The sequence below is a fragment of the Thermococcus sp. JdF3 genome, assembly GCF_012027495.1.
Taxonomy (GTDB): domain Archaea; phylum Methanobacteriota_B; class Thermococci; order Thermococcales; family Thermococcaceae; genus Thermococcus.
The window spans coordinates 66,498-89,087 of the sequence record NZ_SNUK01000005.1 but is presented as its reverse complement, the minus strand read 5'-3'; the positions used below and the strand labels follow the sequence as shown (position 1 = coordinate 89,087).

Genomic DNA, 22,590 nt, shown 5'->3' with positions numbered 1-22,590 from the left:
CCCGCTACGGCTACCTTTCATAGGGGTAAAAAGCCGAAGGGTTATATACTTTTCTTTCCGATGGAGCGCAAGATAAAAGTGCCGGATATCCGGAGATACCAGGAATTCACGCCCTTGCTGGACCGTTTTAGTAGGGATTGAATACGCAATCCGGCGGTAAGGGTAATGGAGCAACCCGCTCACCTTTTTCCACTGGAAGAGCCGGGCTTTATGACGATCAGTCTGGAGCCTTTGGGAATCTCCTCATCCAGCGCAGGATTGAGAACCGGCTTCCCCCGGTAGTACCCCAATAGGAAGTAGCCATCACTGCGGAGGCGTTTCATGGCCTCCACGTACGGGACGCCCCATAAATCCCTGCGCTCCAGAACGGAGATATCGTAGCCACCGGCGGCGGTGGTCAGGTCGTCTATGACGTCCACCACCTCGGGCTCAAAAACGGAGCTCGCGAGAAGCCTTCCAGCCAGGCTCCTGCTGAGTATCACCCGGTCAGCCCCGGCCTGCCTCAGCAGCTCAAGGCTCTCCCCCCGGAGGGCCTCGACGAAGACCTTCGCTCCGGACATGCGTTTCACCATTAGGGTGGTGAAGACGGACTTCGAGTCGTCCTCAAGGGCGAGGATAACGTAGGACGCCTCCCGCACGTGGGCGCGTTCGAGTGTCTCGGGGTTGGTCGGGTCGCCGATGAGGACCTCCACTTCCTCTGGAAGCTCAACCTTCTTCCGCTCGCTCTCGTCGGGGAATACCACCACTATGGGCCGCATCTCCACCTCTCCACTGGAAATCGCGGCCATGAGCTCATCCACGCAGCTCGGGATGCTGCTCCCGCGACCGATTATCACGTAGTGTCCAGAATACCTAACGCTGTGCATGCCCATCATCCTCCTCAGAGACGATGAAATGAAGTATTCAGCCAGAATCGAAACGAGGGCCGTAAACGTCGAGATTCCTGCAACGGCAGCGACCATAGCCACGGCGCGGCCGGCCTCGGTCTGCGGCGTTATATCGCCGTACCCAATTGTGGCCATCGTTATGACGGCCCAGTAAAAAGCCGTGTAAAAATCCACATCCTCGAAATACACAAACAGGAACGCAAAAATACCAGCCAGCAGGAGTACAAGTGCCGCTATTTGAAGGAGCCGGTTTCTGCTGACCTTAACCTTCATTCTGAGAAGTCTTCGAACGAGAGGTACCGGGATCATGGTTATAAGTTACAGGGGAGGTTTTAAAAAACTATCATCACTGCTCCGAGAAGTCCACGGATGGAGTATTTTTTCCAGTGGAAACAAAGGTCTTTTTCGATGTCCATCTGAAAGACCCCCCAGAGTTTCATTTCCACTGGAACCCAGTTTTGGAGATGGACGGATTTTCACGGCTAGAAAGATGAAAGAAGCGTTTATAAACAATCTTTCGAACATCAAACAAGCGGATTTAAAAACAGGCTCTGAGTTTTGTGGTCTTTTGTTCATTACTATTCAGAGATTTTTGAATTTTATGAACATTGTTCATGAAAATGTATAAATACCAAAAGTTCAAAAGAAAGTGGGAGAGTTTCACCAAAAAGACAAAAAATTGTGGGAGTAGCCAAAACCGGGTTCCAGTGGAAATAAAACTCCCAGGGGGTATTGAAGTGTTTAACTTTTCTAAATTGCAAAACACTTTTGTTTACCATAAATGCCTAAAACAGTCCACCAATGTCCGCATTTTAATGTTCATTTAAGTTCATTCACCTTTCAGTGGAAATGATCGTTTGATTTCATCTGAACATTTACAAACCTAAAATTCCGCTGTACAGTTATGGGCGCTTAACCCCTTTGCTTCCTGTGGAGAACGAAGGCTCGGGTTTGCCTGTGCCGTTTCAAGTGCAAAGTTAATTAACCTACATCGCATAGTATTCTTCGGTGGTTTCCATGGACGACATCGAGGTTCGGGTTCTTGGGTGGCTGAAAGCGGGTGATGATACCGCGGAGGACATAGTGGACCTGCCGTGGTCCGTTAAGGCGATTCAACCCAACACCTACGTGGCTGAACATCCCAGGATGCCTTTCTCCCTCCTGGTGGTCTTTTCAGAGGGGTTCATTCATCTCCTGGTTCCACTGGGGCTGGAGACCTTCTCGATGGCCAATGAAGACCGGTTGAAGGTCTACCACACCCTCCTCCGCCTCAACGACCAGGTGAACATGATGAAGTTCACCCTGTCGGGAATGAACGATGATGTGTACCTCCGCGTTGACCTGGATAAGAAAACACTGGGGAAGGAGGAGTTCAACGACGCCCTCACCGCACTCCTCATTGGGCTTCTCTCCGCTGTCTCTGCGTTGGGTCTTGAGGAGGCATTCGCCCGCGAGATATTCGATCGTATCGTCGGTATGGTTGTGGACAGGGTGGATAAGGGTGCCAGCAGGGAGGAGCTGATGAAGTTTCTAACCGTTAAGGTTGGCATGAGTGTGGAGGACGCGCGGAACCTCCTGGATGAGGTTTTCGCAGCGAAACGCTCCGTGGATGGTCGCGAGAAGGATGTTGGATATTTTTGATGTCCACCGCTTTTGCTTTTTCTCTTGGACCTGCCGATGGCTGCCCTTTTCGTGGATGCCGGGGAGGTATGCCCTGATGAATTCCCTGAGGAGTGTATCCATTTGTGTGCTTTTTGAACATTGTGGGTTCGACATATTTGTTTGGAAGTTCTGGATGGAAACCCTTATTAACACCTTGGGGTTTAATAATATGAGGTGGTTCGTTATGGATGATATTGAAACACAGATTCTTGAGTGGCTCAGGACGGGCAGAGAAGATGCCGCCGACATAGTTGATCTCCCCTGGGATGTCAAGGCGGTTGACGAGTCCGTGTACGTGGCCGAGCATCCGAAAATGCCTTTCACCCTCGTGGTCATGTTCTCAGACGGGTTTGTTCACCTTGTGATCCCGACGAGCCTTGAGACCTACGGCATGAACGATGAGGACAGGCTCTACGTTTACCACACCCTTCTTGAGCTGAACGATAGGATATACATGATGAAGTTCAGCCTTGGGAGGCCCAACGACGTCGTCAACATCCGTGTTGACCTCGACAAGAAGACCCTTGGCAAGGAGGAGTTCAACGACGCCCTCACCGCCCTGGCGATAGGACTTCTGTCCGGCGTGGAGGCCCTGGGTCTTGAGGAGGAATTTGTGGAGAGGGTCTTCGACCGCATACTCTACATGCTCCTGGAGAGGGTGGAGAAGGGTTACACCTACGAGCAGCTCATGGAGTTCCTGACCGTTAAAGTCGGACTCGACGAAGCGGAAGCAAGGGGGCTTCTGGATTCCGTTCTTGAGGTCACCCGGGAAAAATCTGGGCCGGAAGAGGCGTGACGCTGGCTGGTTCTCTTTGATCATCTCTTCTGTTTTCTCATCCTCTTTTTACATCCCCCTGTTCAACAACGCATATAAACCCATGACCTCGAATATCTATGCTTTCCTCTGCATCCAGTGCTTCCTCTGGAATATGTGTCTGATGTTCAAAATCTGGCAAATGACTATGGGAAATAGTCAATACTAAATGTCTTTAATCGCTTAATTGGCAAAATCAATCATTTGGGTTTGCACAATAATCAATAACCGGCCTGGATTTCCATTGGAATGGGTGGTGAGAATGGACGACAATTACATTGATTCAATCTTCGAGAAGTACCTTCACGCCAAGAAGATATTCAAGAATAAAGAGGTTCTCAGACACAGTTATACCCCTAAGGAGCTCCCCCACAGGCGCGAGCAGATTGAGGAGCTGGCTCATATTCTGGTTCCCGTCCTCCGTGGCGAGACGCCTTCGAATGTTTTTGTGTACGGGAAGACGGGAACGGGCAAGACGGTTACCATAAAATTCGTTACCGACGAGCTGAAGAGGATATCCGATAAGTATGAGATTCCGGTGGACGTTATCTATATCAATTGCGAGATAGTGGACACCCAGTACCGCGTTCTGGCGAACATCGTGAACCACTTTAAGAACGAGAGCGGCGTTGAGGTTCCCCTCGTGGGCTGGCCCACAGATGAGGTTTATGCCCGGCTCAAGGAGGTAATCGACGCCCGTGAGCGCTTTGTCATAATAGTCCTGGACGAGATTGACAAGTTAATCAAAAAGAGCGGCGATGACATCCTCTACTCCCTCACGAGGATAAACACCGAGCTGGGCCTTGCGAAGGTGAGCATCATAGGCATCTCAAACGACCTCAAATTCAAGGAGTACCTCGATGCGCGCGTCCTCTCGAGCCTGAGCGAGGAGGAGGTCGTCTTTCCCCCGTACGATGCCAACCAGCTCAGGGATATTCTGATGCAGCGTGCGGGCGACGCATTCAACGAGGGCGTTCTCGACGACGGCGTCGTCCCCCTGTGTGCCGCCCTGGCCGCGAGGGAGCACGGCGACGCGAGAAGGGCCCTTGACCTGCTCCGCGTTGCGGGTGAGATAGCGGAGCGCGAGGGCGCGAGCAAGGTCACGGAGAGGCACGTCTGGAAGGCCCAGGAGAAGATAGAACAGGACACCATGGAGGAGGTCATAAAGACCCTTCCGCTCCACTCGAAGGTTCTGCTCTACGCAATAGTCCTCCTGGACGAGAACGGCGAACTGCCCGCCAACACGGGCGACGTTTACTCGGTTTACATGTCCCTCTGCGACCACATCGACCTCGAACCCCTTACCCAGAGGCGCGTGAGCGACCTGATAAACGAGCTCGACATGCTCGGCATCATCAACGCCAAGGTCGTCAGCAAGGGCCGCTACGGCAGGACGAAGGAGATAAGGCTCAACGTAACACCTTATAAGGTCAAGAACATATACAGACACGATTCCCAGCTTCAGACCATGCTGACGGTGAGCATGTCCCGCCAGAGGAGGCTGCTCTGATGGGTTTGATCGAGGATTTAATGGCCAATCGCTATCTAATCACCCCTTCGGCTTACTACCTTCTCGTGGATAGCTATAAGAAGGACTTCACTCTCGCCGAGCTGATAAAGTTCGCCCGTGCCAGGGGCACGTTTGTCATAGACTCGGCCATTGCGAAGGAGTTCCTCGGCGGGAAGGGGCCTGCTCCACTGGAACCCCCCGCCGGCGAGGGTCCCCCCGAGCTCCAGGAGACTGTCGAAGAAATCCCCCTCGAATCTGGAGAATCTGATGAACTGCCGGAAGGATCTTCCGATTTTGCTGAGAGGGTCCCGGATGGGGTTCATGTTGCTGAACCCGGCGACGTGATGGGCTCTTCTGGAGGGGAACCACCAACCTATATTTCCACTGGAAATCCCGATGAATCTGCGGTGGAAACTGCGTCTTTTGGCGTATCTGAGCCAGAACAATCCGAATATTCCGGGGGAGAGAGTTTAATTTCCACTGGAACTCTGCCTGCCGGCGGTGATGGGGAGGGGCCCGTTGGGGAAAACGTGTCCGCTGGGACCGCCGGGGAGGATGCCCCCCTCGAGACGTTTCCGATGGAGAACGGTGCTGTGTTGCGGTCCGAACCAGCCGCAGGGGGCCAGGCCGTGGTTGCTGGCTCTGCCTTCCCCGAGAACGGAAACGGTTACACTGACGATGAATCCTACTACTCCGACGAGAACGGGAACGGTGTGAAGCCCAAGATAGTTTACGGTGACTACGGGGTGCCGATAGCCTACGTCGGCGAGGAGGTTCCCGAGGAGAAGAGCTACTCGACGTACGCGGATGTTGTTATAGCGCCCAGGGAGGGCTTCCACTATCGTGCGAGGGAGATAGAGGATGACTGGGAGCTCGTCTTCGACGTCAAGAATGTGAAGTTCGAGGTTCCCAAGGTCAAGAGCGCCGCCAGCAAGGAGGGCGAGATAATCGTCAAGGTGTACTCGGACTACTTCAAAAGCCGGCTGAGAAAGATGCGCAGAATCCTCCGCGAGAACCCCGAGCTCGGCAGCGTCATAGACATAGGGAAGCTGGGCTACGTGGGAGGGGACGAGGAGGTAACCATCATCGGTCTCATCAACAGCAAGCGCGAGACGGCTAAGGGATTCATGTTTGAGGTCGAGGACAGCACTGGGATAATCAAGGTCTTCATAAACCGCAACAACGAGGAGAGCAAGAAGTTCTTCCAGATAATGCCCGATTCCGTTATAGCCTTCCGCGGCCGCTACTCGGGGAGGGGCATATTCTTCGCCAACCGGATCTACCTCCCGGACGTTCCGAAGTTCAAGCGCGACAAGCCTCCGCTCGAGGAGAAGGTTTACGCCATCCTCCTCAGCGACATCCACGTGGGAAGCAACAAGTTCTGCGAGAAGGCCTTTGAACGCTTCCTCGAGTGGCTCAACGGTGAGGTGAACAACCGCGCCGAGGAGGAGCTCGTGAGCAGGATAAAGTACATGATAATCGCCGGCGATGTCGTCGATGGAATCGGCATCTACCCCGGCCAGTACAACGAGCTGGAGATTCCGGACATCTTCGATCAGTACGCGGCCCTGGCGAACCTCCTCCGCAACGTGCCCGACCACATAACCATGTTCATCGGCCCGGGCAACCACGATGCCGCCAGAACCGCCCTACCCCAGCCGGGGTTCTACGATGAGTACGCCCGCCCCCTCAAAAAACTCAAGAACGCCGTCATGATAAGCAACCCTGCCGTCGTGAGGCTTCACGGACGCGACTTTCTCATCGCCCACGGGCGCGGCATAGAGGACGTCGTCAGCTTCATCCCGAACAGGAGCCACCACAGGCCGGCCGAGGCCATGCTCGACCTGCTCAAACTCCGCCACCTTGCGCCGACCTTCGGGGAGAAGGTGCCCGTCGCACCGGATTCGGAGGATACCCTCGTTATAGAATCCGTTCCAGACCTCTTCCAGGCCGGTCACGTCCACGTTATGCAGTACAAGATGTACAACGGCGTTTTTCTGATAAACACCGGAACCTGGCAGGCCCAGACGGAGTTCCAGAAGATGGTGAACATCATGCCAACACCCGCCAGGGTGCCCATAATAGACGTCGAAACCGCCCGCCTGAGGGCCGTTGTGGGGTTTGACCAGTACTGTGAGGGGGTTTGAACGATGCAATGGCTTTTTGGCTCTGATGAGGACATTCTTAAGCTTGTTGGTAGGCGAGGTTCATTCCTTAGTCGGATTGGAGTTGCTGTTGGTATTAGAGATTCGGATTATCCAGTTTTCAGAGAGCTCTACTACGAGTTTATGGAGCGATTTAAGTCCCGCTATAGTGTCTATACTCCACGGAGAGTTTTTGCATCGGTAGACGTTCGGGGAATTTTGATGGATGGATCCGAGTTGAAAGAGTACATGCTTTTTTTGAGGGATTTTGTTAATGATGTTGTAAACACCTCGGGTCTCTATGTTAATTTTGTTTTTGCTTCGTTTGGGACGTCGGGGATCTCTCTCCCTGGAAAAGCAAAGCCCGTGAGTGTAAAAACGTTTATTGAAAGTACACTTAAGTCATATTTTGCATATATTCCTGCCTGGACTGTCATTCATCGGGTCGGGATTAAACGCGCTAGAATTTATGTAGACAGTTTCTCAACCTCTCCGGAAACTCCTGCATGGAACGAGTTGTGCAAGAACAACGAGGTTTACGTGGTTCCCAACGGGGATAAAGTTAATTTGCTTATCTCCGCAGCTGATCTATTGTTGGGCTACATTGGAACTATAATAAAACTGAGGAACAAAAAACCTGATATTAGCGAGCTAAAATCGTATCTAAAACCCTTTGGATTTAACGACGATAGATTTAGAATCTATCACGTTGGAAATCGAGACCTGGGCCATATTGTTTATAATGATCCCTCGGTTAAAATAAATCCCCTTCTCTATCGTCCATTTCCGATTGTTTACCTGATTCCTGAACTGTCCTCGGTAGGCCTGTTACATGGGAAGGATGAGAGAAAACTGGTTGAAGCCTCTCCCGTTTATGAGTACATTCTTAGATATGTTGAAGAACGTGAGGGCTCCTTCAAGATCCTTTCCTTTACAGAGGATTTTAAGCACTTGTCAGCTGGTGGTGTTATCGTCTCTCTTGGTGAACACGGCAGGCAGATAGCTGAGTATCTTCGCCTTTTGGGATTCCCTCTTGAACATCTCAACGCTAGAGAACTTGTCTCTCTTTATGGGGGTGATTCCGCCTATGAATAGCTTTCTGGATTTTCGAAAAGTTTTTATTTGGAGCAACATAAAACTGAAATGGAGGTACCGCCAGACTAGGCGGTATCTCCTTGGCCGACTTATGTGGTATGCCGTTTTTTTATTTCGCCCTTCTTTTGATGGTCATTGGGCTGTTTTGTGGGGGTGATTTCTATGGAGCTTTATTCCAATGAAATGAAAGCCTACTTTGAATCCCTCCAGCGCGAGATAGACCGGGCTTACGAGGTGGCGAGAAAGGCCCGTGAACAGGGGAAGGATCCGAGCTTAGATGTAGAGGTCCCCCAGGCGACCGACATGGCCGGCCGTGTTGAGAGCCTCGTCGGTCCGAAGGGCGTGGCCGAGAGGATACGCGTTCTTGTTAAGGAGTACGGTAAAGAACTGGCCGCCCTAAAGGTCGTTGACGAGATTATAGACGGTAAGTTCGGTGACCTTGGGAGCAAGGAGCGCTACGCCGAGCAGGCCGTTAGAACCGCCCTTGCCATCCTCACCGAGGGAATCGTCTCCGCCCCCCTGGAGGGAATAGCCGACGTCAAGGTCAAGAGGAACGAGTGGGGAGACAATTCCGAATACCTGGCCCTTTACTACGCGGGCCCCATCAGGAGCTCCGGAGGAACGGCCCAGGCCCTTAGCGTCCTCGTCGGAGACTACGTCAGGAAGAAGCTCGGCCTCGACCGCTTCAAGCCCAGCGAGAAGCACATAGAGAGGATGGTGGAGGAGATCGACCTCTACCACCGCGCCGTCACGCGCCTGCAGTACCATCCCGAGGCCGATGAGGTAAGGCTGGCTATGAAGAACATTCCCATCGAGATCACCGGTGAAGAAACGGATAAAGTCGAGGTTTCCCACCGCGACGTTCCCGGCGTTGAAACCAACCACCTGCGCGGCGGTGCGATTCTCGTCCTCGCCGAGGGTGTCCTCCAGAAGGCGAAGAAGCTCGTCAAGTACATAGACAAGATGGGCGTTGACGGCTGGGACTGGATAAAGGAGTTCGTTGATGCCAAAGAAAAGGGCAAGAAGGCGGATGATTCCAAATCTTCCGAATCCAAAGCCGAGGATTCCGGCGCCAGGGAGGAAGTTGCCGAAAAAGTTGAGAAAGGCTTCTACTACGAGCTCTACGAGCGCTTTAAGGCCAACATCGCCCCCAACAAGAAGTACACGAAGGAGATAATCGGTGGACGGCCGCTCTTCGCCGAGCCCTCCGAGAACGGCGGCTTCCGTCTGCGCTACGGCCGCTCCCGCGTCAGCGGATTCGCCACCTGGAGCGTCAACCCCGCCACCATGCTCCTCCTCGACGAGTTCATAGCGATTGGAACCCAGATGAAGACGGAAAGGCCCGGCAAGGGCTGTATCGTAACCCCCGCAACGACGGTCGAGGGGCCGATAGTCAAGCTCAAGGACGGGAGCGTTATACGCGTGGACGACTACGAGACCGCCCTCAAGGTCCGCGACAGGCTGGAGGAGATACTCTACGTTGGCGATGCCCTTGTGAACTTCGGAGACTTCGTGGAGAACAACCAGACCCTTCTTCCCGCCAACTACTCGGAGGAATGGTGGATTCAGGAGCTGGTAGGGGCCATAGCCGAGACCTACGAGGTCGAGCTTAAGCCCTTCTCCGACAACCCGCGCGAGGCCATCGAGGAGGCGGCGGAATACATTGAACTCGACCCGGAGTTCTTGGAGAAGCTCCTCAAGGACCCCCTCCGCGTGAGGCCGAGCGTTGAGCAGGCGATACACATCTCCAAGGTTCTTGATATTCCCCTTCACCCGTACTACACCCTCTACTGGAACACGCTGGAGCCGGAGGAGGTTGAGAAGCTCCAGAGGGCCCTTGTGGGTGCTCAAATCGAATGGGGGGAGTTCAGAAAGCTTAAATTTGCTAAGAGAGTGACCCTTGACAACGACCCCAAAATCAAACGCTACCTTGAACTCCTCGGCCTCCCCCACAGGCTTGAGCGGACCGAGGGCAGGAAAAAGGTCATAGTAATCGACTACCCCTGGAGTGCCGCTTTGCTCGTTCCCCTCGGCAACCTCGAGTGGGAGTTCAAAGCCAAGCCTTTCCACACCACCATAGACATCATCAACGAAAACAACAGGATAAAGCTCAGGGACAGGGGAATAAGCTGGATTGGGGCGAGAATGGGGAGGCCGGAGAAAGCCAAGGAGAGGAAGATGAAGCCGCCGGTGCAGGTTCTCTTCCCCATAGGCCTCGCCGGTGGAAGCTCGCGTGACATAAAGAAGGCCGCCGAGGAGGGAAAGGTCACCAGCGTGGAGATAGCCTTCTTCAAGTGCCCTGAATGCGGTCACACAGGGCCTGAGCACATCTGCCCGCGCTGTGGGACACGGAAGGAGCTCCTCTGGCACTGCGCCAAGTGCAACGTTGATTACTCGCAGGGTGAGGCCGAGAACTTTGACTTCCGCTGTCCGAAGTGCGGAACCGAGCTTAAGCCCTACGCGAGGAGGACCATAAAGCCCTCCGAGCTTCTCCGCGCCGCAATGGAGAACGTCAAGGTCTACGGCATCGACAGGCTGAAGGGCGTCCAGGGTATGACCTCCGGCTTTAAGATGGCAGAACCGCTTGAGAAGGGCCTTTTAAGGGCCAAAAACGACGTCTACGTCTTTAAAGATGGTACCATTCGTTTCGACGCCACCGACGCGCCAATAACCCACTTCAAGCCGAGGGAGATAGGCACGAGCGTGGAGAAGCTCCGCGAGCTCGGCTACACCCACGACTTCGAGGGCAAGCCCCTTGAGCGGGACGACCAGATACTCGAGCTTAAAGTCCAGGACGTCATACTGCCCTACGAGGCTGGGAGGTATCTCCTCAAGGTGGCCCGCTTCATAGACGACCTCCTCGAGAAGTTCTACGGTTTGCCGAGGTTCTACAACGCCGAGAAGATGGAGGACCTCGTCGGGCACCTCGTTATAGGTTTAGCCCCACACACCTCGGCCGGAATCATCGGAAGGATAATCGGCTTTTCGGACGTTCTGGTGGGCTACGCTCACCCGTACTATCATGCAGCTAAAAGGCGCAACTGTGACGGGGATGAGGATGCTGTCATGCTCCTCCTCGACGCACTGCTTAACTTCAGCAAGTACTACCTGCCCGAGAAGCGCGGCGGCAAGATGGACGCTCCGCTCGTCGTTACCACACGCCTCGACCCGCGCGAGGTGGACAGTGAGGTTCACAACATGGACGTGGTCCGCTACTATCCCCTTGAATTCTACGGCGCCACCTACGAGATGAAATCGCCCAAGGAGATAAAGTTCATCGAGCGTGTTGAGGACAGGCTCGGCAAACCGGAGATGTACGAGGGGCTGAAGTTCACCCACGACACCGATGACATCGGCCTCGGCCCGAAGATGAGCCTGTACAAACAGCTCGGCGATATGGTCGAGAAGGTGGAGCGCCAGCTCGCCCTCGCTGAGCGCATCCGCGCGGTGGACGAGCACCACGTTGCCGAAACGATAATTAACTCCCACCTCGTCCCGGATTTGAGGGGCAACCTGAGGAGCTTCACCCGTCAGGAGTTCCGCTGCGTCAAGTGCAACACCAAATACAGGAGACCGCCCCTCACCGGCAAGTGCCCGAAGTGCGGCGGTAAGATAGTCCTCACCGTCAGCAAGGGCGCCATAGAGAAGTACCTGCCAACCGCGAAGATGCTCGTCACGAAGTACAACGTGCTCGACTACACGAGGCAGAGGATATGTCTGACCGAGAAGGACATAAAGTCCCTCTTCGAGAACGTCTTCCCGGAGAGGCAGAGGACGCTTATGGGCTTCTCGGCCGACGTGTGCGAGAAGATGATAAAGGCCCGTACCGGAAAGTCCAACGGCAAAAACGGCTACCTCGACGAGCTGAAGGCGAACGGAAAGCTCAAGAAGAAGTCCAATGCCGAGAAAAAGAAGGAATCCAAAAAGGCCTCCAAGCGCTCTGAGAAGAAGATAAAGCCATCGCAGGGGTTCGAGAAGGCGGTCAAGAAGGAAAAGGCCGCCATGAAGAAGAAAAAGAAGGGCATAAGCCTCGACGAGTTCTTCGGCTCCTAGCCTTTCCGTTAATCATATATATCATTACGCCGCTCTTTCTTTGATGGGAATGAACCCAGGGTTCAAATTGCTCCCCAGCGTGGCCTACCTGCGGGTTCAGAGGCAGGTGTTCATAGGCTATTCTATGCCCCTCGCGGGATGGATAGGGGAGTATCTAATCAACCATCGGAAGCTCCCTCGGCCGAACTTCCTTGGAAGGGCGATGGGCAAGCTGGGTTTTCACCTTGCCGGCGAAGAGAGGGACGACCGCTACATCACCCGGTTCTTCACGAAGGGGAGCGTCTCTGTAAGCGCCAGTTGGGACGTTGAAAGGGAAAGCCTTTTCCTCCAGCTCATTCCCCTCCGCTCAAGGCTCTCGCGCGGTCTTACGGTTAGGGCGGAGCACATCGAGTTCTACGACCAGTACGTGGTGAGCATAGAGCCGACCGGCAAGCTCCCGCCGGGTGTTAAGGGCATCGGGATTAAAGCGCTCATCCTTGAGGACTTTTACCCGGTCGAGGTTCCTTACTGGGGGCTTTTGCACGAGGACTGGGAGAGTGAGCTCAACCTGCTCGTCATGAAGGACGAGGTTTACGAGGGGCTCAGCCGCGAGGAGTACCGCTGTCCCGTCTGCTTCTCGCCTCTGAGCGAGGAGAACGGCGTCCTTAAGTGCACCACGTGCGGCTTTACCTACGCTCCGGAGACGGACTTCGAGAGGGTCGTGGAGAGCTTTGGCGTGGAGGAGTTCGCGTTTTAGGAAGCTTTTGGAAAAAGCTTCACCAAAAGCACGTAGCTCACCCTCTAAAAGACCATAATACAAGGATTTTGCACTCAGAAGGCTCGTTTTCTCAAGGAGAACACGTTTAAACAGACCTTTACACGGGGTTTGCTCTCTTTTGAGGCCCTTTGGGCGTCGATTTTAAAGTTAAACCCCTATCAAGGAGCAACTTGAAAAGTTCTCTCACTTGAAACAACCGTTCGGGTAGAAAATCACTCAGACTTTAGCCTTTTAAAAGGAGCTACGAACCTTGGTCAAACTTCGCGCAGGCGAAGTTTGTGTGGTAGCCCCGCCGGGATTCGAACCCGGGTCGCGGGATCCAAAGTCCCGCATGCTTGGCCGCTACACCACGGGGCTGCCCGATAGAAAAGCCGAATCTCCACTTATAAATCTTAAGCCCATTCTGCTCCAGAAAAAGTTGAAAAGGGCTCAGAGTATCAGCGACACCAGATCCCTTATCGCCTTCTCCGGGTCTTTGGCCTTGGTTACACCGCTCGCGAGGAGAACTCCAACGCTTCCGAGCTCAAGGGCCTTTTTGACGTCCTCTCCAGTGGAAATTCCCGCGCCCGTGAGAACCTTGACGTCCGGATTGACCCTTTTAACCAGCTCGACTGTGTTGGTTATGACCTCCGGTTTGGCCTTGCTGACAGGAATGCCGGTTCCTATCAGCTCGGGCGGCTCGACTGCAACGTAGTCCGGCCCGAGTGCCGCCACCGCAGCACTAACGGCTGGATTGTTTGAGCAAACCATCGTCATCAGTCCGGCTTCCTCGGCGCGCCTTATGCTGGCCTCCAGATCCGCCAGAACCATTCTGTTCTCGGAGTGGTTGAGGAGCGTCCCCACCGCTCCGGCCTCCTTCACGGCCTCGGGCAGAACATGGCCGGTGTGGCTTCCGGGCGTTATAGGGTCGATGTGCTGGGCGAAGACGGGAATCTCGACCTCCTGGGCTATTCTGTAGAGGTCTGCCAGCTGTGGCGCAACCACGATGGTTATCCCGGTCTCTTTCCAAACCTTCTCGGCGGCCTTGGCTATCCTCAGGGCTCTCTCGCCCGTGGCTTGGGCGTAGGTCTTGAAGTTAATCGCTATGATTGGCTCCTTCAGCTTCGACATTGGTATCACCGTAGGTGTTATTACCCGGGGGCTTAAACGTCTTTCCCTCGGGAGTTTCGTTTCCACTGGAAACCGGCCTCCCAAACGGGTCTATGAGGCCTGCCCTTATGAGGGAGGAGCTGATTTTGGAGCCGAGGGAACTCCTCACGAGCCCTATGGTTACTATCTCAAGTGGCCTCAGCCTGTTTTCCTCACGCGCCCGGTTGACCACCAGGGCACCCTTGTAGGTCTCCTCGCTGACTACTATTGCCTCGAGGCTTTTCATCTCTCCAGCAAAGCCTATTGCGTTGTTTATCTTAATGATGCGGTAGCCGTAGTAGCCGTTGACCTCGAGGAACTTGATCAAATCCCTGAGACGCAGCTCGTATGGGAGTATTTTTTCCGCGTGGGGCTTGTCCCTGATCATCTCGTCAGATGTCAGCCCTATGTAAACGTACTCCCCCACCTCGAAGGCCTTCCTCAGCAGGGCCTTGTGGCCGAGGTGGAGCCTGTCGAAGGTCCCGCCCACGACGACTTTTCTGTACTTCTTCCTCATGGGGGTACCTTGGGCGACGAACCAATAAGCTTTTTTATTGCCTGTGGAGATTCTTTCGGAGGTGGTGATGTGGATTACTTCTTTTACCCTTCAAGCGTTGCGGTGTTCGGCTCGTTCAAAAAGGGGGCCATAGCCTACGAAATTCTCCGAAACATCGTGGAGGGTGGCTTTGAGGGTGAAATAATCCCGGTCAACCCGAAGGGTGGAACCATTGAGGTCGCCGGGAGGATTCTCCAAATCCGTGAGAGGCTTGACGAGGCCGTTGACACAGCCATAATCGCGATTCCGGCAAAGTTCGTTCCGGAACTCATGGACGAAATCGGCCCCCTCATCAAGGGCGCCGTCGTCATCAGCGCCGGCTTCTCCGAAGTTGGGAACGAGGAGCTTGAGCGTGAGTTGGTTGAAAAAGCGAAAAAACATGGCATCAGACTCATCGGACCCAACTGCGCTGGAATATTCGGCGTCCACGGGCGGTTCTTCGGCTCCTTTGAGGTTCGCGTTAGGCCCGGGGGATTAGCGCTGATCAGCCAGAGCGGTGCCTTTGGAGGGGCGGCTTTAGCTATGGGCAACGACGAGGGAATCGGTTTTTCCGCCTTCGTTTCCTATGGAAACGCATCCGACCTGAACGAGAGCGACTTTCTGGAGTACTTCGCGGACGACGAGAACACGAGGGTCATCGCTCTCTACATCGAGGGCGTTAAAGACGGCAGGCGGTTTTTGAAGGCCCTCCGCTACGCGACGGCCAGAAAGCCTGTCATAATCCTCAAGGCCGGCAAGAGCGCGGGTGGGGCCAGAGCTGCGGCTTCCCACACCGGTTCGCTCGCGGGGAGCTACGAGATTTACAGAGCGGCCTTCAGGCAGGCCGGTGCCATCGAGGTCGAGGAGATGGAGGAGCTCTTCGATGCTGCCAAGGCCTTCGAGATGTACTCCTGGGCTGGAAAGCGAGTCGCGGTAATCACTAACTCAGGTGGCCCGGGTGTTCTCGCAACTGATAAGCTCGAAAGGCTGGGCCTTGAGATGGCTAAGCTGGGCGATGAAACCCTCGACGAACTCCGCTCATTCCTTCCTCCCCAGTGCTCCACGAGGAATCCGATAGACCTGATAGCCGACGCCGACTACGAGAGGTATAGGAGAACCATCGAGGTCGTTTGCAGGGATGAGAACGTGGATTCCCTCCTCGTCATCTGCGTGCCACCCATCTTCCTGCCCAGCGAGGAGATAGCCAGAGCCATCATCGAGGCCGAATGCGACAAGCCGGTCATCGTTAACTTCATGGCGGGAGAGCTCGTCAGGGACGGGGTTGAGCTGCTGGAAGGACGCGGGGTCAAGAACTTCCCGACCCCGGAGAGGGCCGCCAAAGCCCTCGCCTGGCTGGCGAGGGGATAGCGTTTTGACTTTTTTCTTCCACAAGCCTCGCCCTTTAGGGCGGGGAGGAGGTCACTCCAGTACATGTTTCAATTCCGGTAGCCTTTTATACCCTTCAGGTTCATTTGAGAACGCTATGATCGCGCTCGGTATAGAAGGTACCGCTCACACTCTTGGCATAGGCATCGTTACCGGGAGAGAGGTTCTGGCCAACGTATTCCACACTCTCACGACCGAGAAGGGCGGAATACACCCCAAGGAGGCGGCTGAACATCACTCGAAGCTTCTAAAGCCCCTTCTCAGGAGGGCCCTTGACGAGGCTGGAATAGACATGGAGGACGTTGACGTTATAGCGTTCTCCCAGGGGCCGGGGCTGGGGCCGTGTCTCCGCGTTGTTGCCACGGCGGCGAGGGCGCTGGCGATAAAATACCGGAAGCCCATAATCGGCGTCAACCACTGCATCGCCCACGTGGAGATAACCAAGATGTTCGGCGTTAGGGACCCCGTCGGCCTCTACGTCAGCGGCGGGAACACGCAGGTTCTTGCTCTTGAAGGCGGCCGCTACCGCGTCTTCGGCGAGACCCTCGACGTAGGCATAGGCAACGCGATAGATACTTTCGCGAGGGAGCTGGGAATAGGCTTCCCGGGTGGGCCGAAGATTGAGAAACTCGCCCTCAGGGGAGAGAGGTACATAGAGCTCCCCTACGCGGTTAAGGGGATGGATTTGAGCTTCTCGGGGATACTCACGGAGGCCGTTAGGAAGTACAGAACCGGGAAGTACCGCGTGGAGGACTTGGCGTACTCCTTCCAGGAAACGGCCTTTTCGGCGCTCGTCGAGGTGACTGAGAGGGCCGTTGCTCACACCGGCAAGGATGAGGTCGTCCTAGTCGGCGGCGTCGCCGCCAACAACCGCCTCCGCGAGATGCTGAAAGTGATGACGGAGGACAGGGGTATCGACTTCTTCGTTCCGCCCTACGACCTATGCAGGGACAACGGGGCGATGATCGCCTACACCGGATTGAGAATGTACCGCGGGGGGGTGCGCTTCTCGCTGGAGGACACCGTGGTGCATCAGAAGTTCCGCACCGATGAGGTGGAGGTAGTATGGGGCTGATAGTTCCGTGGTACACGTTGGGGATGGACCTCGTCCTTCTGCTCGCGATTGGTTACGTTGTGATCTTTCTGTATCGCCGTATGGGTAAGTATGACTCGGAGCTTAATATTCTGATAAAATATTCCTTTGTGTTTCTTTTGCTTGCTGAGGTCGGGAGGCTCCTTGACGTCATCGATGATTTCTGCTGCGGGGATACTTTTTATACCATTGAATGGGCCCTCTATTTCGTGTCCATACTCGGTGTTATCTACTCGGTGGTGCATTACATTACACTGGTTGAGAGAAGGTACATGCCGTCCATTGCCGTGGAGGTTGGCTCAAAGCCGAAAGTTCGGGTTCGCAGTTCCCCGGGTAAGTCCCCACTGTCGATGAGTGCTTACGTTATCTTCTCCAGATATAGGCTTGCGGATATCATAGAACTTCTCAAAAGTGCCGATTTTCCGATTTTTGCTGTTACCCGCGCCCCTGACCTGTACGAAGGTTTCAATAGGGGCCACGTTGAGACGGTCTGGATAACTCAGGTTTCCGGGGGTATCCCCCCCACGGCCCTCCACCTCCTTCAGGACAGCATACTCCAGTTCGTTCAGCAGAATCCCGGATCCGTCGTCGTTATAGACTCTGTAGAATATCTCCTGCTCTACAACGACTTCAGGACGGTCTTCAAGTTTCTGGTGAACGTCAAGGACTACCTGATGGCGTTCAACGCTACGCTCATGGTGTTCGTGGACGACGCGGTTATTTCGCCCCGCGAAAAATCGTTTTTACTCAAAGAATTCGAACCCCTGTGATGTTTTCCCCGATGGCTGTGTTGAGGGGATTTGGGGAGTTGCCTGCCCGAAGGGTTAAAACCTGTTTTTCAGTCTTGCGGTGTACTTTGGATAGACCTCGTCCGTGAAGCGCACGAACTTTGTCCTCCTGGGTGAGAGCTTTATCGTTATCTCCGTCTCCGGTTTCAGGTAGGTGTAAAACTGGCCGTCTATGGCGAGTATTATCTCCCTCTCGAGGGCGAGGTTCCTCACGTCTATCGTGCTGTAGGATGGGATTATCATCGGCCTGGAGCTCAGCGCTATGGGGGCGAGGGGGGCTATAACGACCACGTCCAGGCGGGGGTCAACGAAGGGACCGCCAGCGCTCATTGAGTAGCCTGTCGAGCCCGTCGGCGTCGAGACTATCAGGCCGTCGGCCCGGATTTCGTCCGCCAGCCCGCCCTCGATGTAGTACCTGAGGTGGATTATCTTTCCCGGGATTCCCGTCAGAATCGCCACCTCGTTGAGGGCGTCTGGAACAGTGTTCTCCCCGTTGAGGTAGGTTCTCAGCTTTATGCGTTCGTCTATATGGTAGTCCCCCTCTATGAGCTTGCTGAGGGCGAAAAAGGCCTCGTGGGGCTCGACCTCCGTGAGGAATCCCAGCGTACCCATGTTTATTCCGAGGATCGGTATCTCCCTCTTTGTCCTGTGTTCGACCCGCAGTATGGTCCCGTCGCCGCCGATAACGATGATGAAGTCCACGTCGAAGTCCTCAAGCGGGCAGACGTCCGTCTCCTCGAATTCCGGCAGGTGTCTGTGGGTGTCGCTGTCCACGCAGACGTCGTACCCGCTGACCTTGAGGAAGTCGTAGACGCGGTAGGCGAGTTTGAGTGCCGCCTTCTTGTCCCGCCTGGCCACTATCCCGAACTTCATGACCCATCCCTTTCCCCCTTATTTTCCTCTTCCCTCTTCTTCAGTGTTTCCCCATCCGGGGCCGGTAGCGGAAGCTCCTCCTCGGGAACCTCTGCCTCATAGCCAGCGGTCACGAAGGAGCCTACAACTGTCGGCCCCCAGTAAGATACCAGCCTCTCCAGGAGAACCCCCGTGACCGCGTACTCCGGGTTTATCCCCAGTGCGATGAACACCGCGGAGTTGACGGCCTCTATTATTCCCGCCCCTCCAGGCACTATTGCGAACATCCCGACGACCATGGACACTACCAGAACGACGGTTATGTCCATCGAGGCTATCGGATAGCGTATTGCAAGAAAGACGAGGTAGTAGCGGAGTATCGTCAGGCCCCAGTAAACGAAGGAGTGGAAGAGCGCCACGGCGGTTGCTATCTTGTCCTGTGAGAGAATCCTGAAGTCTGACTGAAGCCTGGGAATGGTCACCTCCGCAATGTTCCGGAAGGAGTCCCTGCGCTTCTCGGCCCTTCCGGCGGATATCCTGTGATAGAGCCGGTAAATCCACCAGACGGCCCCGGGGGCCCTGGTTTCGCTCATGAGGAGGCCTATCACGAGGGCGGAGAAGGCCATTAGAACAGCGTCGAGCACTATTATAAGGACTGTAAGACCGGTCTCGCCGAGCCGGTAGACGTGGAGGGTCGCGATTACCATCATCACGGCGATGGGGACCAGGTCGAGAATTCTGTCCATCATAACGCTCGCGGTCATCGGCCCGTAGGGGCTCTTCGCCCTCTTGGCGAGGTAGTAGACCCTTATGAACTCCCCCAGCCCCTTGGCACCGGGGCTGATGTTGTTGAAGAACATCCCGACGAATATGGCCGAGAAAACTGCCCTGAACGAGACCTTTATCCCGAGCCCCTTGAGGAGAACCTTCCAGCGGAGCGCCCAGGTGACCAGGGTGAGAACGTAAACGAGGATGGCGAGGAGGAAGTACTTAACGTCCGAATCCCGGAGGATTTCGGCTATTCCCTGGGCTCCGGCCCAATTTATCAGGGCGCCGATTACTATAAGTGCGCCGGCGAAGAATGCGATTTTCTTTTTGTCCATTCCCAACACCGCTAACATTGAACTACTAAGGCATTGGATTTATACCTTTTCCTCCTTCCTCTCTTCGCTCACCTTGATGCCAAAGTGGGTCATTATACCGCCTCCTATCGCCGTTGGCGCCCAGTAGGATATCAGCCTCTCCAGCAACGTTGCGGTCACTGCTATCTCCTTGTTTATGCCCAGAAGAACGTAAACGGCCGAGTTTATGGCCTCTATTATTCCCGCTCCGCCGGGGATTATCATGAACATTCCCACCACTATGCCTATCATCTGGACGACCATGACATCGAGGAGCCTTATCGGGCTGTTTATGCTGATAAAGATGAAGTAGGAGCGGAGCAGGACGAGGAACCAGAAGGCGAAGGAGTAAATCAGGGACAGCGTGAAGGCCACCTTGTGCCTCATCAGGAGTTTGAAGTTTTCCTGGAACTGGGGAACGCTCACCTCGACGGCGTGGACGAACTTCTCTTCGTACTTGGCTGCCTTCTTGGGCATTATCCTGCCGAAGAGGCGGTAGAACCAGTAAAGGATTCCCTTCGTCTTCCTCTCGCTCAGGAGTATCCCAACGGTGGCGAGGGTTATTATGGCGAAGAATACGTTGAGGAGGAGCAGTGTCAGAGTGAGCGAGAAGGAGCCGAGGTTGTAGACGTAGACCGTGGCGAGAAGGAGCATGACGACGACCGGGATGACGTCCATTATTCTATCCATCATCACGGTGGCAAAAACGTGGCCGTAGGGCTGCTTGGTGTGCTTGGAGATGTAGTACATCCTGACGGGCTCGCCGCCGCCCCTGGCGCCGGGGGTTACGTTGTTTATGAAGACGCCCACGAAGAGACCCGCGACTATCGTTCTGAATGGGGCGTTAATTCCGAGGCTCTTTAACAGGACGCGCCAGCGCAGCGCCCACATGATGACTGCCGCGACGTAGGCCAGAACCGCCAGGAGGAAGTAGTTCAGCCTGGCCGTCTTGAGTATCTCGATGACGTCCTCTAGGCCGGCCCACCAGACCAGGAGGATTATTATGAGCAGACCGAGGCCCAGGAGGGAGTACTTCTTCCACTCCATCGCTACACCTTCCTAAATCGGGCTATGAAGAAGCCCTGGGTCAGGTGCCTGTTGGGGTAGAAGCGCTGAACCTCGTCAATTCCCATACCGCTCGAACCTATGAAGGGGCTCTGCTCTTCGAGCTTTAAACCTTTGCTCATGATGTACTTTACGTTGGCCTCGTTCTCCTCGTAGCTGAGCGTGCAGGTCGAGTAGACGAGAACACCGCCCTTCCTGAGGGATTTTATGGCGGCGTTTATGAAGTGCCTCTGGTAGCGTGCGGTGGCCTCGATGTCCTTTGGCGTCCTGCTCTCCCACAGCTTCGGTCTTATTCCCAAAGCGGTGCACGGTGCGTCGAGCAGTATCTTGTCCGCCTCGATTCCCAGCTCCGGGAGCTTCCTTGAGTCCATGTGGATCAGCTTAACGTTCTTTACGCCGAGCCTCTCCAGCTCCTCCTCCATCTTTTTCAACCTGTTGCGCGACTTGTCGATGGCTATTATCTCGCCCCTGTTCTGCATCAGCTGGGCGATGTGGCTCGTCTTACCGCCGGGGGCGGCCGCCATGTCGATTATCAGCTCCTCTTCGCCCGGTTCCAGAACGTGGGCGACCACCATCGAGGGCAGGCTCTGGGCGTAGAAGAGGCCCTCTCTAAAGGACTCAAGCTCGCTGAGGCTCGGAAGCTTGAACTTCGGCAGGGTGACCTCCACCGCCAGGCCCCTGGTTGAAACTATCATCTCCTTGGCGCTCATTCTCGCTATTCCTATCCCGACGAGCAGTCCCCTCGGGTCGCGTATCTCGACCTCGTCACCGGGCTTGATTTTTTTGTCCGCCTGCAGAACCCCTGGCGCGTAGAGCATCGCACCCTGATAGACGCTCTCGCTCGCGAACTTGTTGGCGCGGACGACAGGGAGGCCGGGCTCGTAGTCGTCCGGGAAGTTTGGGCCTTCGCGCTCGAAGTATATCCCCTCCCTGAGGTAGGGACTTCGCTTTGGCTTGAGGCCCTCCTTCCTGAGTATTCCCATGAGCTTCTGCCTGCTCGTCTTCAGGGTGTTCACCCGTATGTAGTACTTCTCCACCGGCGTTCTGAGGGCTGCCATTATATCCTCCGCTTCCTCCCCAAAAAGGCTGCGGTAGTACTCCCTGAGCTCTTCAGGAAATGCTTCCTCCGGTTTCATGGCGACACCTCAGAGGTCGAAGATTTCAAAGCGCTTTCCGAGGTCTATCAGCCTCAGAATCCCCTGCTTCAGTGCCCCGGCGCTCCCGAAGTTCGCCTCGAACTGGAAGAGGTTTTCACTGCTCCCTTCGATTTTCTCCAGTATCTCGGTCGGGGAGGCCCTTCCGTCGCGCCTCCAGTTGTATACGTCGCTGAGGAAATCCCGGGCGCCGTATATGAAGCTCCTTGGGAATATCTCAACGAACAGACCCACGAAGTTCTCGCTTATCCTTTCCTTTGGAACGGCGACGACGAAGTAGTAGCTCTCCGGCGTCGCGCCAGCCTCAATCTGGGGTTTTATCTCAAAGGCCGGGTGCGGGTACTTCATGAGTCTCCACTCACCGTCCAGGAAGAGGTATGCACCGAAGGCCTCCTCAACGTCCTCTACCCTGAAGCCCTCTCTAGGGAGCTCGAGCTTAAGCTCCTCGTTGAGGATGAATATGCTCTCCCACATCTCGTTGAGGAATTCGTGAATCTCTCTCACGTTCATTTTTCCCACCAGAGAGGGAAAAAGAAAGGCCCCTTA

At 54.9% G+C, this 22,590-nt stretch carries 19 protein-coding genes, 1 tRNA gene and 1 pseudogene; 11 read left to right on the top strand and 10 right to left on the bottom strand.

Annotated features, from left to right (window positions below):
- Window positions 1-179 precede the first annotated feature (179 nt).
- Window positions 180-1,196 carry a TrkA family potassium uptake protein gene (locus E3E42_RS08920; protein WP_167904201.1) on the bottom strand — a complete coding sequence of 339 codons (1,017 nt, stop codon included), beginning with the start codon at window positions 1,194-1,196 and terminating at the stop codon, window positions 180-182.
- Here E3E42_RS08920 and E3E42_RS08915 point away from each other — a divergent pair.
- From E3E42_RS08915 to E3E42_RS08905, 3 genes are all read left to right on the top strand, one after another.
- Window positions 1,195-1,515, top strand: a complete 321-nt coding sequence (locus E3E42_RS08915) for a hypothetical protein (protein ID WP_167904200.1) — start codon at window positions 1,195-1,197, stop codon at window positions 1,513-1,515. The two genes, E3E42_RS08920 and E3E42_RS08915, sit on opposite strands and share 2 nt — an antisense overlap.
- Window positions 1,516-1,904: 389 nt before the next feature.
- On the top strand, window positions 1,905-2,528 hold the full coding sequence (locus tag E3E42_RS08910; RefSeq protein WP_167904371.1) for a DNA-binding protein: 624 nt from the start codon (window positions 1,905-1,907) through the stop codon (window positions 2,526-2,528).
- Window positions 2,529-2,733: 205 nt separating this feature from the next.
- Entirely contained in the window at window positions 2,734-3,345 is a 612-nt protein-coding gene (locus E3E42_RS08905) for a DNA-binding protein (protein WP_167904199.1), read from the top strand.
- Between the two features lie 37 nt (window positions 3,346-3,382).
- Here the strand turns inward: E3E42_RS08905 and E3E42_RS12090 are convergent, their stop codons facing one another.
- Complete coding sequence (locus E3E42_RS12090; RefSeq protein WP_255453645.1) at window positions 3,383-3,505, bottom strand: hypothetical protein; 123 nt, start codon at window positions 3,503-3,505, stop codon at window positions 3,383-3,385.
- Window positions 3,506-3,625: 120 nt separating this feature from the next.
- Here E3E42_RS12090 and E3E42_RS08900 point away from each other — a divergent pair, with 120 nt between their 5' ends.
- The 5 genes from E3E42_RS08900 (at window position 3,626) to E3E42_RS08880 (ending at window position 12,901) form a co-directional block, all read left to right on the top strand.
- Window positions 3,626-4,873 carry an ORC1-type DNA replication protein gene (locus E3E42_RS08900; protein WP_167904198.1) on the top strand — a complete coding sequence of 416 codons (1,248 nt, stop codon included), beginning with the start codon at window positions 3,626-3,628 and terminating at the stop codon, window positions 4,871-4,873.
- Window positions 4,873-7,020: a DNA-directed DNA polymerase II small subunit gene (locus E3E42_RS08895; RefSeq protein WP_167904196.1), complete on the top strand. Its 2,148-nt coding sequence runs from the start codon at window positions 4,873-4,875 to the stop codon at window positions 7,018-7,020. Before E3E42_RS08900 ends, E3E42_RS08895 begins: the two co-directional genes overlap by 1 nt.
- A 3-nt stretch (window positions 7,021-7,023) precedes the next feature.
- A complete protein-coding gene (locus E3E42_RS08890; RefSeq protein ID WP_167904194.1) occupies window positions 7,024-8,112 on the top strand; it encodes a hypothetical protein in 1,089 nt (362 codons plus the stop codon).
- Window positions 8,113-8,274: 162 nt separating this feature from the next.
- Window positions 8,275-12,165 (top strand): DNA-directed DNA polymerase II large subunit, encoded by a 3,891-nt coding sequence (locus tag E3E42_RS08885; protein WP_167904192.1) that lies wholly within the window; start codon window positions 8,275-8,277, stop codon window positions 12,163-12,165.
- 49 nt (window positions 12,166-12,214) lie between these two features.
- Window positions 12,215-12,901 (top strand): hypothetical protein, encoded by a 687-nt coding sequence (locus tag E3E42_RS08880; RefSeq protein ID WP_167904370.1) that lies wholly within the window; start codon window positions 12,215-12,217, stop codon window positions 12,899-12,901.
- Window positions 12,902-13,203: 302 nt separating this feature from the next.
- Here the strand turns inward: E3E42_RS08880 and E3E42_RS08875 are convergent.
- The 3 genes and pseudogenes from E3E42_RS08875 to coaD form a co-directional block, all read right to left on the bottom strand.
- Window positions 13,204-13,279: transfer RNA gene (locus E3E42_RS08875), tRNA-Gln, on the bottom strand.
- Window positions 13,280-13,351: 72 nt separating this feature from the next.
- Window positions 13,352-14,032 (bottom strand): triose-phosphate isomerase, encoded by a 681-nt coding sequence (gene tpiA, locus E3E42_RS08870; RefSeq protein ID WP_167904190.1) that lies wholly within the window; start codon window positions 14,030-14,032, stop codon window positions 13,352-13,354.
- Window positions 14,033-14,102: 70 nt separating this feature from the next.
- A pseudogene (gene coaD / locus E3E42_RS08865) lies at window positions 14,103-14,567 on the bottom strand (phosphopantetheine adenylyltransferase); the annotation flags it as partial.
- A gap of 69 nt (window positions 14,568-14,636) precedes the next feature.
- Here coaD and E3E42_RS08860 point away from each other — a divergent pair.
- The 3 genes from E3E42_RS08860 (at window position 14,637) to E3E42_RS08850 (ending at window position 17,834) form a co-directional block, all read left to right on the top strand.
- Window positions 14,637-15,953, top strand: coding sequence for an acetate--CoA ligase family protein (locus E3E42_RS08860; protein WP_167904186.1), 1,317 nt, complete (start codon window positions 14,637-14,639; stop codon window positions 15,951-15,953).
- A 115-nt stretch (window positions 15,954-16,068) separates the two neighbouring features.
- Window positions 16,069-17,046 carry a bifunctional N(6)-L-threonylcarbamoyladenine synthase/serine/threonine protein kinase gene (locus E3E42_RS08855; protein ID WP_167904184.1) on the top strand — a complete coding sequence of 326 codons (978 nt, stop codon included), beginning with the start codon at window positions 16,069-16,071 and terminating at the stop codon, window positions 17,044-17,046.
- The gene (locus E3E42_RS08850; RefSeq protein ID WP_167904182.1) at window positions 17,037-17,834 is read left to right on the top strand and encodes a DUF835 domain-containing protein; all 798 of its coding nucleotides are present in this window, start codon (window positions 17,037-17,039) and stop codon (window positions 17,832-17,834) included. The genes E3E42_RS08855 and E3E42_RS08850 overlap by 10 nt, the downstream gene beginning before the upstream one ends.
- A 54-nt stretch (window positions 17,835-17,888) precedes the next feature.
- Here the strand turns inward: E3E42_RS08850 and E3E42_RS08845 are convergent, their stop codons facing one another.
- The 5 genes from E3E42_RS08845 to E3E42_RS08825 are packed head-to-tail and all read right to left on the bottom strand — an operon-like array spanning window position 17,889 to window position 22,554.
- Window positions 17,889-18,725 carry an NAD(+) kinase gene (locus E3E42_RS08845; protein ID WP_167904180.1) on the bottom strand — a complete coding sequence of 279 codons (837 nt, stop codon included), beginning with the start codon at window positions 18,723-18,725 and terminating at the stop codon, window positions 17,889-17,891.
- On the bottom strand, window positions 18,722-19,807 hold the full coding sequence (locus tag E3E42_RS08840; RefSeq protein ID WP_167904178.1) for a lysylphosphatidylglycerol synthase transmembrane domain-containing protein: 1,086 nt from the start codon (window positions 19,805-19,807) through the stop codon (window positions 18,722-18,724). The genes E3E42_RS08845 and E3E42_RS08840 overlap by 4 nt, the downstream gene beginning before the upstream one ends.
- A gap of 39 nt (window positions 19,808-19,846) precedes the next feature.
- Window positions 19,847-20,872: a lysylphosphatidylglycerol synthase transmembrane domain-containing protein gene (locus E3E42_RS08835; protein ID WP_167904176.1), complete on the bottom strand. Its 1,026-nt coding sequence runs from the start codon at window positions 20,870-20,872 to the stop codon at window positions 19,847-19,849.
- Window positions 20,873-20,874: 2 nt separating this feature from the next.
- Window positions 20,875-22,026 (bottom strand): RsmB/NOP family class I SAM-dependent RNA methyltransferase, encoded by a 1,152-nt coding sequence (locus E3E42_RS08830; RefSeq protein ID WP_167904174.1) that lies wholly within the window; start codon window positions 22,024-22,026, stop codon window positions 20,875-20,877.
- A 9-nt stretch (window positions 22,027-22,035) separates the two neighbouring features.
- Complete coding sequence (locus tag E3E42_RS08825) at window positions 22,036-22,554, bottom strand: DUF3201 domain-containing protein (RefSeq protein ID WP_167904369.1); 519 nt, start codon at window positions 22,552-22,554, stop codon at window positions 22,036-22,038.
- Window positions 22,555-22,590 lie beyond the last annotated feature (36 nt).